11 protein-coding genes and 1 pseudogene are annotated in these 14,893 nt (G+C 32.6%); 5 read left to right on the top strand and 7 right to left on the bottom strand.

Translation table 11 applies throughout. From position 1 onward, the window contains the following. Window positions 1-142 precede the first annotated feature (142 nt). The 5 genes and pseudogenes from QRD39_RS08850 to QRD39_RS08830 form a co-directional block, all read left to right on the top strand. Window positions 143-1,177, top strand: coding sequence for a sensor domain-containing diguanylate cyclase (locus tag QRD39_RS08850; RefSeq protein WP_037609034.1), 1,035 nt, complete (start codon window positions 143-145; stop codon window positions 1,175-1,177). Further along, entirely contained in the window at window positions 1,174-2,238 is a 1,065-nt protein-coding gene (locus tag QRD39_RS08845) for a bifunctional glycosyltransferase family 2/GtrA family protein (protein ID WP_285956265.1), read from the top strand. Before QRD39_RS08850 ends, QRD39_RS08845 begins: the two co-directional genes overlap by 4 nt. Next, window positions 2,228-4,453 (top strand): glycosyltransferase family 2 protein, encoded by a 2,226-nt coding sequence (locus QRD39_RS08840; RefSeq protein WP_285956264.1) that lies wholly within the window; start codon window positions 2,228-2,230, stop codon window positions 4,451-4,453. Before QRD39_RS08845 ends, QRD39_RS08840 begins: the two co-directional genes overlap by 11 nt. Continuing rightward, window positions 4,450-6,390 carry a hypothetical protein gene (locus QRD39_RS08835; RefSeq protein ID WP_285956263.1) on the top strand — a complete coding sequence of 647 codons (1,941 nt, stop codon included), beginning with the start codon at window positions 4,450-4,452 and terminating at the stop codon, window positions 6,388-6,390. Before QRD39_RS08840 ends, QRD39_RS08835 begins: the two co-directional genes overlap by 4 nt. Window positions 6,391-6,426: 36 nt before the next feature. After that, window positions 6,427-6,729: pseudogene (locus QRD39_RS08830) on the top strand (tyrosine-type recombinase/integrase); the annotation flags it as partial. Between the two features lie 534 nt (window positions 6,730-7,263). Here QRD39_RS08830 and QRD39_RS08825 read toward each other — a convergent pair. The 7 genes from QRD39_RS08825 to QRD39_RS10145 all read right to left on the bottom strand — a co-directional run bounded on the left by QRD39_RS08825 (window position 7,264) and on the right by QRD39_RS10145 (window position 14,666). Beyond that, window positions 7,264-8,517 carry a GHKL domain-containing protein gene (locus tag QRD39_RS08825; RefSeq protein WP_285956262.1) on the bottom strand — a complete coding sequence of 418 codons (1,254 nt, stop codon included), beginning with the start codon at window positions 8,515-8,517 and terminating at the stop codon, window positions 7,264-7,266. Next, complete coding sequence (locus QRD39_RS08820) at window positions 8,514-9,242, bottom strand: LytR/AlgR family response regulator transcription factor (protein ID WP_073689059.1); 729 nt, start codon at window positions 9,240-9,242, stop codon at window positions 8,514-8,516. The genes QRD39_RS08825 and QRD39_RS08820 overlap by 4 nt, the downstream gene beginning before the upstream one ends. 37 nt (window positions 9,243-9,279) lie before the next feature. After that, a complete protein-coding gene (locus QRD39_RS08815) occupies window positions 9,280-10,032 on the bottom strand; it encodes a hypothetical protein (protein WP_156247179.1) in 753 nt (250 codons plus the stop codon). A gap of 4 nt (window positions 10,033-10,036) precedes the next feature. Continuing rightward, window positions 10,037-10,903, bottom strand: a complete 867-nt coding sequence (locus QRD39_RS08810) for an ABC transporter ATP-binding protein (protein ID WP_285956261.1) — start codon at window positions 10,901-10,903, stop codon at window positions 10,037-10,039. After that, window positions 10,878-12,575, bottom strand: coding sequence for an ABC transporter transmembrane domain-containing protein (locus QRD39_RS08805; protein WP_285956260.1), 1,698 nt, complete (start codon window positions 12,573-12,575; stop codon window positions 10,878-10,880). Before QRD39_RS08805 ends, QRD39_RS08810 begins: the two co-directional genes overlap by 26 nt. 11 nt (window positions 12,576-12,586) lie before the next feature. After that, window positions 12,587-13,816, bottom strand: a complete 1,230-nt coding sequence (locus QRD39_RS08800; protein ID WP_143567788.1) for a radical SAM/SPASM domain-containing protein — start codon at window positions 13,814-13,816, stop codon at window positions 12,587-12,589. A 427-nt stretch (window positions 13,817-14,243) separates the two neighbouring features. After that, complete coding sequence (locus QRD39_RS10145) at window positions 14,244-14,666, bottom strand: CPBP family intramembrane glutamic endopeptidase (RefSeq protein ID WP_197092263.1); 423 nt, start codon at window positions 14,664-14,666, stop codon at window positions 14,244-14,246. Window positions 14,667-14,893 lie beyond the last annotated feature (227 nt).

Raw genomic sequence — 14,893 nt, 5'->3', positions numbered from 1 at the left:
AAGACCAGAGGCAATTAAGATGGCGCCGTTAATTCTTGAGTTGAAAAAACATCAAGAAACCATTAATACTATTACAGGACGTTTTGTTACAGACAGTTTGGATGCTGAAGGTATTAAAACTACTTAGAATGGTGAGGCTGTAATGGTATTAGGAAAAGTAAGTGATTTTTTAATCAAGTATCAAAGATTGTTAACGTACTTAAGTATTTTTACTGCGTTAATGTTATTAATGCGCTTAGTGTATGATGATGTTTTGATTGACCGTGATAATCCCATCGTTTTAGCAATCTATATAGGAATACTAGTTCTTTGGACCCTAGCATCTTACCTTAATCGAGGACAGCATATGCTATCCCACTTTATCTTACAGAGTTCGAAACTTATTAACGTCTATGCTGTAGACTTAGATTATCGTTTTATTGCGGTTAATAAGAATGATATTCGGCTCATGGAAGAAATCTTTTATTTCACTCCCAAAATTGGTGACTTTCCAATGAATTATCTTAATAGTGAAGATGCTGCGCGTTTAAAAGCAAATGTTGATCGTGCGAAAAAGGGTGAAACATTTATATTTATGGATACTATTAAGACAGGCGACAAAACGCTTTACTGGCAAAATATGTATTCTCCCATTTATAACAATCGCCAAAAAGTGATTGGTGTTTCTTGTTTTGTTCTTGATGTTACAGAGCAGAGACTTCATGAACTTGAAATACAGAGGATGGCATACGAAGATGTTTTAACACGGGTTCATAATCGACGATATATTGAGCTTGCTTTTGAGGAATGTCTGACACGTAAAGAAGAACAAATTACGGTTATTATATCTGATTTGGATAAATTCAAGAAAGCAAATGATACCTTTGGACATGCTACGGGAGATAAGATTCTAATTGAATTTGGTGATATTTTAACGAAGATAATGCCTGAAAGTGCTGTAATAGCAAGGTTAGGTGGAGATGAATTTGCGGTTTTACTCCCTGGAGTTTCTGAAAATCAAGCTGAATTTTTAATAAAACTTGTTCAAGCAGAAATGACTCTCAAAGATATGGGGATTACAGCATCTTTAGGTGCTTATACGAACTCTTATCAATCACATAAAAACTTCGTTGATTTTTTTGCAATAGCTGATAAGAAAATGTACGAAAATAAAAGTCAAAAAGGAGAACGTCGATGATGTTTCAAGATGTTGTTATTGTCATTCCTGCCTACGAACCTGATGACCGTTTGTTGGAACTTTTGAAAAATATTCGGGATAAGGAAAATCAAATGTTTGATATTATTTTAGTCGATGACGGTAGTGGAGCTGATTTTGCACCGTTATTTGCAATAGCGCAGAGTAACTATGCTTGTCATTTGCAAAGACATGCTGATAATAAAGGAAAAGGTCGTGCTTTAAAAACGGCTATTTCATATATTTTGGACAATTTTCCTAATGCCAAAGGAATTGTGACGATTGATTCTGATGGTCAACACACCTACGAAGACATGATGAAATGTTTGGCTGAATTTTTGCAACATCCTGATAGTTTGGTGCTGGGTGTTAGAACATTTGAAAAATCTGTTCCTTTACGTAGTAAATTTGGAAATTTATTGACAAGAGACGTCTTGGGGGCTATGACAGGTGTGAACGTTTCTGATACGCAAACGGGACTTCGTGTGATTCCTATGTCATGGTTGCCAAAACTCTTAACCGTGGAGGGTGAACGGTATGATTTTGAGATGAATATGTTACTTGAGGCAAAAGAGGACAATATTCTGATTTGTGAAGTTGGCATTGCAACGATTTATTTGGATGAAAATCAGTCGTCGCATTTTGATGCGATTCGTGACTCGATTAGAATTTACAAGGTTTTCTTCAAGTACATTTTTTCATCATTGTTTTCCTTCTTGGTTGATATTGTTGCTTTTACGATTTTAATTTCTTTGTTTAATGGATTGAGTTTTAGTGCGGTGACGTTAGCTTCGATTTTAGCGCGTGTGATATCATCTGTTGTTAATTTCACCTTGAATCATAAGGTGGTCTTTAAACAAGGTCAATCAAATAGTGCGATAAAATACTTCACTTTGGTGGTAGTACAGATTGTTTTGTCAAGTTTATTGGTAACAGTTCTAGGAAATGCCTTGACGACGCTGCCAATTTCATTGGTGAAGATTTTAGTTGACGGTACACTTTTCATTGTCAGTTATTTTGTGCAAAAACATTTGATTTTTAGTGGAGGTGAGAATGAAGACTAGTAAGAGGATACTCTATTTCGTTGCATTTGTAACGACTGCCTTTTATTTAACTTGGCGTTTGGTGGCGACTATTCCGTGGCATGATTCATGGTTTGCGCTGATCTTTGGGATTTTATTGTGGGGAAGTGAGGTAGTTTCGGCCATTACAGGCTACATTCTCATTTGGAATAAGCAAAAGGACTTTGAGCTTGAAGAGCCTGAGATTGCTAAGGAGCGTTACCCAGATGTGGATGTTTTGATTGCAACGCATAATGAGGATCCAGAGTTGCTTTATAAGACGATTAATGCCTGCACTTTTATGGAATATCCTGATAAGTCTAAGGTGCATATCTACGTCTGTGATGATACCAATCGTCTAGAAGTTGCCAAATTGGCTGATGAGCTTGGTGTTGGTTATTTTGGTTTGGCGGATAATAAAGATGCCAAATCAGGAAACTACAATAATGCTTTACGTCAGACGTCATCACCTTTGGTGGCGACATTTGATGCGGATATGATTCCTTATCGTGAATTCCTGTTGGAAACTGTGCCTTATTTTGTTGAACAAGTTGAGGCTTATGAAAATGGTGACGATTATGATAAGTCAAAAGTTGGTTTGATTCAAACGCCACAAAGTTTTTACAATGCTGATATTTTCCAATTTAACTTGTTTTCAGAATCAACCTTACCAAACGAACAAGATTTCTTTTCCAAAGAAATTAATGTTTTCAATAATTCGCACGGTGCAGCGCTTTATACGGGGTCTAATACGCTTATTTTCCGCAAGGCGATTGAAGATGTTGGTGGTTTTCCGACAGATACCATTACGGAGGATTTCGAGCTAGGTGTTCGGATAAATGCGGCTGGTTATGTAAATTATTCGACGAAAAGTCCAATGGCTAGCGGGTTAACGCCAACAGATTTGAAGAGTGTCATCAAACAGCGCGTGCGCTGGGGACGTGGCGTTATTCGCAGTAGCTACAATATGAATATCTTCTTTAATCCCAAATTGACAATGGGGCAAAGAATTGTTTATATTAATGGCTATCTTTATTGGTGGTCTTTCTTTAGACGGTTATTGTATATCTTGGCACCGATTTTATTTACGGTTTTCCATGTGCGTGTGGTGGTGTCAAATATCTGGCTACTGTTCCTATTCTGGTTGCCAAGTTTCGCATTGACACGCTTGTCAATGCGAGAAGTCTCAAAAAAATACCAAACACAGGTTTGGGGAGAAATTGTGGAAACGATTTTTGCTCCGTATTTGTTTATTCCCATGATGTTGGAGTCCTTTGGCATTAGCAATAAAAAATTTAAGGTGACACGTAAGGGAAATTATACGTCGTGGACGTTGTACCTTTATGCGCTTCCTTATCTTGTTTTATGGGGATTAGCCGTTTATGGTTTGGTGACTTTTAACTATGGAAAATTTGGTTCAGAGCTTTTTTATGGAAGTATTATCAGTTTTTGGTTGATTTATCATATCATCAATTTGACCTTTGCGATTTTCTGTGCGCTTGGTCGTCCGATTTATCGCTCAAGTGAGCGTTTTACTGTTGATGAAGCTATGGTTATTGAGGTTGATGATGATTCTTACCAAGTGAGAGTCTGTGATATTTCAGAAACGGGGATTTCATTCTATACGGATTTACCATTGTATTTGCCGAAAGAAAAAGAACTGACGCTTAATTTGCAATCACGTAATTACCATGCGAGGGTAAAAGGTCATGTTGTTCGTGTTTTTGCGATTGATAATGGTTGGCGCTACGGCGTTCAATTTTCAGAAGTTCCTGAAGCTGATAAGCGCGAATTTTATCAGTACATTTATGACCGCATTAATCACAATCTTCCGAAGAAAAAAGACCCTTGGATGACAACATGGGATGATTTATTTGAGAACTTTAGTCAACGTTTCCAAAATAATGAACGTCCTGTTTCAGCCTATGACCAAGTAGCTTTTCCGAAAGTTCGTGTCAATGAAGAGGTTCAGGTTGCTGGAAAAAAATGCCAGCTTAGAAAGACAGATTATTATTACATGACATTTTCTGGAGAATTGACAAATCCTAAAAAAGAACCGAATGTCGCATTTACCTACAAAGATTTGCCAATTCAGTTGACTTTTGTGTCCTATGATACTGATAGAGACGAATCGCTTTATCGAGTTACCAATTTAGCGGATTTGGATAGCTTACCTGCTTTTAAAGCCTTAGCAAATGAATGGAGAGGGAGAGTATGATTAGTATTGCTAGATTACTGTTGTTCTTTGTGATTACCATGGGGTACAATGCCTTTTTCCGTAATACTGTGAAGATGAATCGCCGTCTGACATGGGTGTTTACATTCTCAGTCATTACATTGGTATTGTACCTTGGTAGTTTGTTAGGCTTTATGTTGCAGACCGTGTATGCCATTTCTATTTTGGGCTGTCTTTTGAGTCTTTATTATCTTTGGGCGGTATGGAAAAAGAAATATCGCTTTAGGAGACTTGATTATATTGCGCTTGGAATGATGGCTTATTTGCTTTTGTTTGGAATAACGCTCTGGCATTCGCCGCTTTTACATTATGATAATTTTACGCATTGGGCAACGATTGTAAAATTTTTCCATATCAATAATGCTTTGCCAACACAGCAGGATACGATTATTAGTTATTATACCTATCCTGTTGGAAGTTCACTTTTCATTTATTTTTTCACGACTATCGTAGGCTTTTCAGAAGGTAGTATGTTGGTCGGGCAATTCTTCTTGATTGCTTCCAGTCTTTATGCCATGTTTGCGGCACTTCGTGATGATCGACGTGTCTTAATGGTTAGCATGATTTTTGCTTCGTTTGCTGTTTTTAATACGTTCAACGTTGCTATTCGATTAAATAATTTGCTGGTTGATTTTCTTCTTCCGGCCTTGGCCTTGGCAGCCATAGCAGGTTGTTTTGTCTATCGTAATCGTTTCTGGTTTTTGTCGCTAAATACGGCGGTAATTCTTGGATTATTAAGTATCGTCAAAGTAAGTGGATTTTTCTTTGTCGCTCTCGTTTTAGTAGTTTATGTGGTTTGTATTGTGCGTTTACTTGTTCGTAAAAGAGCACGTTTAAAAGCACTAGTGCTGCTCATAATGACCTTGCTAGTCAGCTGTCTTCCTTTTGTTATTTGGCAAAAGCATGTGACGGATAATTTCCCAAATGCCTCAAGTGCCAAGCATGCGGTGTCCATGTCAGAACTTGGTCAGGTATTGACTGGAAATCTGTCAGGCGTCCCACAAAAAATTATCACTCTTTTTGTCAAATCGGTGTTTACGTTTGACAGTTTGGCAAGCAATGGAATTTTGATAATCAATCTGATTATGCTGATTGCCTTTATTGTGATTGGCATTCGTTTGAAATATAAGAAATTTGTCTTGTTGACTTGGGGATTTGTTGATATTTCGATTGTGACTTACTATATTGGCATTTTACTCATGTATCTGACAGCAATGCCGACTGATGAAGCGTTAGAATTAGCAGGATTTGAGCGCTATGCTTCGAGCATCGTTATCTTTGCTTTTGGTTGTTTGACCATGGCTTTAGCATGGGTAATGGACAAGGGCCTGTATGAAAAAATCATTAGTAAACGTAATGCTAGGTCTTACAAGAGCTTATTTAATAAACGCTTGTACCAATACGCGAGCCTTGTTTTGACAGTTTATGCCATTGGAATGTTCTTGTCAGAAAATAATGGCATTGTTTACAATAACAATCAGGAAACAAACGAGGTCGCAAAAGAAATTCGTCAGTTTACTGGAAGTCAGAGTAATTCGTCAACGGATAGAATTTTGGTTGTAACAGCAGATAAGAAGAATGTAGATAATTATTTTGCCCAATATGCTAGTCGTTATTATCTGTGGGATGTCAATGTTGATGCCAGAGAAAATTTTGTGTCGGTTGACCAAAAATTTTTAGATTTAATGGCATCATACAGCGACAGCGCAACAAGTTATTACCTCAGCAATAAAAATATCGATACTAGAGATAATTCCAATTTAACAGACGATGACTTTATTGCACTCTTAAAAACGTATGACGAAGTCTTGATTTTAGATGACCATTATACGTTTAATACCTTGACGAAAAAACTATTTGGTCGGACATATTCCCCAGGATTGTATAAAGTATCAGATATTCTTGCTGGAAAAGGGTAAGTTTTCATATTGTCCAAACTCACTAATTCAACTGATGACCTACAGATTTTTCAATTTTCCGGTGAACCAATGACTGCACCAAACGTAAATAATTTTAGAAAATCATTGAAAAAACGTTTACCTGAGCATTTAAAGTTAATTCGAAATCATGATTTTCGACATTCACATGCAGCATTCTTGATAAGCCAGGGATTAAGAAAAGGTGAGGGAAAAGACTTTATCTTCTTTACACTGATGAAACGACTTGGACATAGTTCTATCAACACAACAATTAATGTTTATTCACATTTATTTCCATCTCAACAGAAGGAAGTTGCTAACGCTTTTGACGATTTTTAAAAAAAAGTGGGCAGTAAAATTTAAGAAACAGGGGCTAAACCCTTGATATGAAAGGAATCTAGAAAATATTATGATGAACATGCAAGATTTGTTTCATGATTTTTTAAGTCTTGTTAACGTCAGAAATATTGATTTAAAGCCTTTCTTGATTCCAAAAACTAAACTAAAATAACCTGAAATCATTTCAATAAGTCCAAAAATAGACAATACAGTATCTTCTATGTAATCAAAAATGCTTCACTTAATCAGTGAGGCATTTTTGATTAATATTTCTCCTAATATTCACTGCAAAGGTCTATTTATTGGTAGTGTAAAATAAGTTGGGTAAACACAAAAAGAAATAAATCCGTTATAGTAGAGTTGCGAAATATTACTAGAAAGAGATTTATTCCTATGACTCAGTTTACCACATAACTACTAACTTCCTAGCCCCAAAGCAAGATATTTACTTTCTGTTGAGAATTGATAGTACGATAGATCTTAAATAAAGAACTCTGCCTATTAGCAGAGTTTAAATATAGATTTGATAAAAACTCATTTCATCCTTAACGGAATCACAACTAGTACAATAAATTGATTTGACTGAACAGTAATGTTTAGGTGCCCCTTTAATTTCATGACTCTATCATAACTACTTTTTATTCCTATACCTTGTCTGTTAGGAGATTTAATAGACTTCATTCCATCATAATTAACATCTACATTAGAAGTTCTGATGGGATTAGCAACTTTGAAAACTAATTTATTATTTTTAAAACGCAGAGCTATTTCAATCGGTTCTTCTAAGCTATTACGTTCAATTTCTTCTATAGCATTATCAAGAAGATTCCCAAGAATGGCACATGAATCAATCGCAATAGTACTTAAGTCTAAATTATATGGAACCTGTAAATCTAAATTATGTAGAATACCATCTTTTTTCATCTTAGATATTTTTTGATTTAACACAGCATCAATAGGTATACAACCTGTAATCTTACGATTAAATACTTCCTGTCCCAGTATCTTTCGAGTTATTACTTTAATATTTTCATAATCACTATTATCTGCATAAAAATCTATTGAAGAAACAATATTTTTCAAATCATGTCTAAGAACGGCTAGCTCCTTTTCTTGCTTTATAATTTCACTAGTCATACTATTTTCATCAAAAGCTACTTTGTTTTTGATAATATTGTAGTTTTTTTCACTTAAGTAATTGTAAAGCACGATTATAACAATATTTATTAACCACAAATAACTATCAAATGCAAGAACCTTTACTAGAGGTAGCGCTACCTTATGTAACAGCAGAATAATAGAAAAAAATGGAGTAACTGAAAGAATGCCATATTCCATTTTATTCAGACCTATTAAATTATCTACTTTGAAACGCTTCAATCCCAATATGAAGAAAAGAGTCAACAGCATCAATAAAAATTGAACGAAAAGAATAACAAATACTTTAGTTTCTGGCGTATGATTAAATAATAAACCTGCAATATCCTCTTGAATCAAGAACCAAAAAGTCAGAAATAAGAAATGAAATACTTTTTTCATTACCTCCCCAGATAAAAAGAAGAAAAGAATCAAGAAAGTACAAAATAAAGAAAAAATTTTTAAATCAATAAACGTGGTATGATCCACTGTTATTGATGTTCTACCAACAAAATAAATACAAAAAATAAAACAATAAAATCTCATTTTAGGTATTCTGACAACAAAAAAATGTAGTAAATAAATCCAAATAACAAAGCTTTGAAATAAAAAAAGAGAGAGGATTCCAATTGTTTTAAACAAATCAATCATAATCCAAAACTCCTCTCAATAAACTGATTGTAAGTTGCTACTACTGTTTTCTTTCGACTTCTACTAATAGTAATACAGTCACCATTTATCATCGTTACTTCATTTCTATTAAAAGATACAACATAGTCTAGATTAATTATTGCACCGCTATTGACTCTAATAAAATGTGTTTGAGGTAACTCTTCTTCAAGTGTTGATATTTTTCCATAAAACAACACGCTATTATCATTAACCAACTCAAGGTGGATTTTTCGACCAAATTCAGAATATAAGCACACAATATTATCTAAGATTACTTGAAAATGTTCCATACCTACTTGATAAAATAAGAATTTCTGTTTAGCAGTTAATTCTACGAGAACATCACTAAGAACGTCTCTCAATTTTTCAGTAGATACAGGTTTTATAAGATAACGAAACGGAGATACTTCAAAACTCTCTAAAGCATATTGCTCATAACTTGTAACATAGATTAAGACGAAACTCTTATCTAAATTTCTCAATAATTTTGCAGTTTCAATACCATTAATATCCTCCATTTCAATATCTAAAAATATCAATTGATAGTTATCTGCCTGAGTGCTCATCGCCTTTACTAGACGATTTCCTTTATAATAGCCATCAATCTCATAGTGAACATTAATCTCATCAAAATACTTTGAAATTTGAGTTTCTAAATGACTAACTTGTAGACTATCATCATCACAAATTGCTATTTTATACATGTGCTTTCATGAATTCCTTTTTGAAATATTATATCACTCATAATGCTTTCTTTTCAAATCCTTTCGTAGTAGCAATCAATAATAACAGACAAATCAAGAAATAACCTAACAAGTGAACTATAGATAATTCCAATGAAAAACGATAATTCGATACAATAAAAAAGTATCCCGGAACAAATTTAGAAATAATAGCAATATATGACAAAAGTTGACATAAAAAATAAACACCTAAACTTGCAAATGCTGCTACTATTGCCGAAACATATAACGATAAGTAAAAGGCTACACTAGCCAATAAAATAATGAAACTTAAATTTACCAAACTAATTATTATTGATTGCATATTTGTAGAATGCAGTTCCCAAAAATGTACGTAACCAAACTCACTTCGAGATAAAAAACAAATATAAGTGATGAGTGATGATAAGCAGTTCAGTACATACAAAAATAAGATTGATAAGATGACAACTATATACTTAGAAATAATCAACGTTTTCTTACTAGATACTCGGTTTACTTCTAGTAAAATTTGCCCTCCTTGGATTTCTCCTCCTAAAATAAAGGAAGCAGTGTACAAAATTAATAATAGTGGAATAGTTAATATCAATAAAAACGTCCACATCGTTGTAATAAAGGTAACTAAATCCAACTTAGCACCAATTTTTACAAAATCCCAATGTAAAAAAGCGCCTAATCCGTAAATTAACGACCACAAAGATAACACTGCTAATATGATAAAATTTTTCCGTTTCAGTAATTTATATAGTTCTGCTAATATTATCGATTGCATTTTTTCACCCCCTAAATAACTCTTCTGTAGAATCATTTATTGTGATATCTTTTAATTCACTATTATACTTGTAAATAAGCTTTAATGTTGAATTCAGCAACGACATATCCTTTGGTAAAGTTATCTGACCTTCTTTCATATCAATCATATCTCTTAAGTCCTGTTCCAACTCTGGTACTACATGTCCCAAAGTAATAACTATTTGATTTTCCCCTAGTTTAGAATGTTTTTCAATACTCTTTTCATTTATAAATAAGAAATAGTCACAAATTTCTTCAATTTCATGTAACTGATGTGATGAGATTAGTATCGTAACACCCTTTTCCCGACGTAACTTTACAATATAATCTAGAAGAACTCTAACTCCGGTGGGATCCAAACCGACAAATGGTTCGTCTAAAATCAAAAATTCAGGATCATCTAGTAATGCCAGTGCCAAACCCAATCTCTGTTTCATACCAAAAGAATAAGATTTTACTAGTTTTTTACTATTATCTAAACCAACAAACTTTAACAACCTCTCAATTCGGTCATCTAAATTTTCTCCATTAACTGTTGAAGAGTACATAGAGAATAATTTCAAATTATCATATGCAGAGAAATCTTCAAACAGCCTACAATCTAGGAGGAAACCGATTTTATTTAATGTCTTCCTTTTAGTATGATAATTCGGATCACCTTCAAATTGGATATAACCCTTGGTTTGTGATGTAAAACCCAATATCATCTTCATTAGAGTAGTCTTTCCACAGCCATTTTTTCCAATCAAGCCAACTATATCTCCTGATTGAATGTCAAAATTGATATTAGTTAACACCTCTTGTAAACCAAACGATTTACTTAAATTACACGCTCGTAGTATTGTATTCATGAATATTACCTCCACTAGGGGCAGTTTGAATTAAATATTTATAGAAGTTATCACAATTTTTTAATAATACTTCGTATTTTCCCATTGCAGTAACTTCCCCATTTTCCATAAAAATTATGGAATCAAACCTTTGTAAAAATGACTGCTCTAAATTGTGAGAAATCATTATCACCGTTTTTTCTGAACTCAAAAATTTATCAGCTATTAGTTTTGATGATTCTTCATCCAGAGCTGACTCAAATTCATCAACTAGTATTATTGGTCTATCCTCTAAAAATGCTCTAGCTATATTGACTTTTCTCAATTCTCCACCAGAAATATTGTCACCGTTTTCCGAAATCATTTGAATCTCTTTACTTTTATTGTGTAAATTAACGTCTCTAATTACCTCATCAATAATTTTATCATCGTAGCGTTCAAACAATGTAATATTATCTTTCAGAGTACCTTTAAAAGCAATACTATTTTGCGGTACATATGAAATCAATTTGGCAACATCTTCTAAATTACTAGCTTCTCTATCTATAAATACTCGTTCTTCAACATCATTTAACAAATTTAACATTAATCGTCCAAATGTAGTTTTTCCGCTACCATTTGGACCAATAATACAATATTTTTTACCATATTCAAGAGATAGATTAACACCACCTAAGAGCTTTTTATTATCTTTTGTGACACTACAAGTAGAAATCCTTATATTATCAAAATCTTTTTGATATACTTTTTTATCTAAAACGATTGATTGTTTTAAAAAAATATCTGACATTTCTTTCGTTATATCCTTACTAGCCAAAATATCAATAACTGAAGAACCAATCTGTTGAATTGGACCAACTATCAAATTTGAAATTTGTGTAACCGCAATCATCTTTCCTAATGTCAAGCCTTGATTCAACACTAAAAATCCACCAAAGCATAAACAAGAAATAATGATTACATACTGAAAAAAACCACTGATTTGATTATATTCACCATTTTTTACATTTAACAATTGAGCATTCTGTTCAAATTTAAATAACTTCTCTTCAAATTTCTCAAAAAATGTCCGCTCCTTCTGAAAGGTCTTGACCACCAGTATTCCTTGAAACATCTCTTTTATAAAATGTAGGTACTCTCCGCTTAGAACTACATTTTCAGAAACTAAATCATTTAATTTCTTACCAAGCAGCAAGGGAACCAGCATAGATACAATCCCTAAAGCAAATACAATTATGCAAATCAACGGGCTAATTTGATATAAATAAACACTCGCAATAATCAACATCAAAGTTGATTGTATCATTGAAAAAATGCTATCTAAAAAATACTGTTCAATTAGCGATATTTTATAATCAAAGCAATTCATCTTTTCACCCGTAGTTGTTTCAGAAAAATCACAATAACCAAGCGATAAAAAATATTTAGCTAAATTTGATTTTAAATACAGATGAATATTCTTAGTAAGCACTGATTGAATCCATATTACAAAAAGATTCAAGATATAGTTTACTACAAGAAAAACTGTAAAGGAAAAAATTGCTAATTTAAACTTTGTAATATCTGATGACTCTAGGGAATCAATGAATTTTTGAATTATTGTAGCAAACGATACTTCAACTAATCCCAATATAAACGTAGAGATAATAAATACTACTATTTTATTTCGTTCTTCCCTTAAGACCCTTTTCATAGACATTCTCCCTAATCAGAAATAATTTCCGTCGCAACTTTATTATAGTATGCTTTAAATAATCGACAATATGGATCTACTTTATCTACTACGTCAAATTTCAATTTTGAACGAGCTCTACAGCCTCCTCCACATAGATATCGGAATTGACATTGTGAACAACCCTCTATTTTATCTACATTCAAGGATTTGAATAACCTTGCATTAGCAGATTTCTCTCGCATCTTGTTTATTGAATCGTACTTTATATTTCCTATACAGTACTCATCATACATCAACATGTGGCACGGATAGACATTACCTTGAGTGCCTATGGCAATCATTGAGGTCCCAGCTCCACAGTAATTCCTAGCTACTAAAGTTTTATCCTCTAGGGCACTATCATTGATTGGTGCATCAGATTCAATCATAAACTTACTAATATTGATTAAATCAGTGTTATCGGGAAGATAAGACATTAACTCGCCTTCAAAACACGCACTGAGAATACTGAAACTAATCGTTGTTCCTATTTCCTTTGCAAGTTTTACATACTCAAGGAGATTACTTGAATTCAAGTGATGAATTGTTGGAATAATATTGACATTATTTCCCGATTCTTTTAACCAAGAAATTGACCGCATAATCTTGTCAAATATTCCTTTATCTCTGAGATAGGGTTCACTATCCGAACAGTATGTATCTAATGAAACAGAAACAGTATCCACAAATTTTGATAGTTCTGAAAGTATTTTTTTATTAAAAATAGTTCCATTAGTTATTAATATTACATTTGGAATTTTAGCAACTATTTTAGCATATTCCACTATTTGAAGAATGTTTTTTCTTAATAAAGGTTCTCCTCCAGAGAATACTAGATTTTGAATTCCAACATCAGAAAGTTGGTCAATTGCATTTAATATCTCTTCTGTTGATAGATCTTCACATCTATTTCTTCGCTCATCGAAAGAATAACAACCTACACAATGCAAATTACATTTATTAGTTAAATGTAGATAGGCAGTTATTGGGGTTTGCTCATTCTTAAATTCTACATCAGAAATGAAATCATTTTCTACAAGATAGGTAAAAAATTCTTTTTCTTCATCAGTTAAATCGTTACAATTTAACTGATGATTTTTTACTCGTTTTAGAAATTCAATTGCTTGACTATCTACCCCAGCAACTATCCCGTTGCTAAAATTGAATAGTAGGTACATTTCATCTGTTTTCATTACTGAAATATTATCATTTAGAAACATATTTCTCCTCAACTTTTCTTATAAAATAATTTTCAATAAGCATTAACAAAAATACAAATAGACTAATAACAAAAAATGACGATATACTCAAGTCTAATGAAATATTGTTACCTACATTAGGATTAATTTTCATTGTATTTTCGACAAGGCTATTAAACACTTCCTTTGTCAACAATCGGTGAATTATCATCCAATTCAATAAAAAATGTACAATGGTTGATATAAAGTAATATCTTGTTGTCCCTTTATGGAAGTGTCTTAAGAGAATCACACAACAATTTGAATACAAAATTGAAGGAAGAAGCATCAACAATATATAAAACGTAAACAAATTATAAGTTGAAATAAAATTATAATTGATGAATGTCAAAATAAGCAAGCAAAATAAAAATATTGAACCCAATTTAATTTTCATAAAAAACCTCTTCTAAAAAGTTACTAAAACATTATATAAAGTATGAATAATCGTTGGAATTCCAATATTATTAAACTTTATTCTTATAAATGCTAAAAATATTCCCAAAGGAAATCTTACCATTAGATTATCTAAAATAGGTTCCGATATATGACCTAAAAAGGCAAAGATAAGCGCAGTAATCACTATCGATTCTAAGATATTATAAGAAGACTTCATCCTATCTAAGATAATCATTCTATATAATATTTCTTCAGAAAAGCCTATCAAAATAAAATGTAAAATCAATATAGTTTTTTCAGGTATGTTAACAAGGGAACAAAACAAAATAATTATTAAGGCCGATATAACAACAATAATATGTTGGGAATAATTGACTTTACTTTTAAACAAAATTTTTTCTAAACATATTGGCTGCACTACCAAAGCGACCATTGTAGGGGCACTTAATGATAACAGTATGCTCTGAGTTTTTAAAAAAACTGAACAAAATAAGACATATAATATCAAGCAAATATTCGAAATCATTACTTGAAATAAACACTGTACTAATATCTGGAGTTTTCTATTTTCTTTCATAGCAACTTTAAATAAAAAGTAGGCTAATTTTACAATTGCCTACCTAAACGATTGATTGTACATAGAAATTTTTGTAACAAGAA

It is taken from the genome of Streptococcus raffinosi, assembly GCF_030284685.1.
GTDB lineage: Bacteria > Bacillota > Bacilli > Lactobacillales > Streptococcaceae > Streptococcus > Streptococcus raffinosi.
This window is presented reverse-complemented; position numbering and strand designations above follow the sequence as displayed.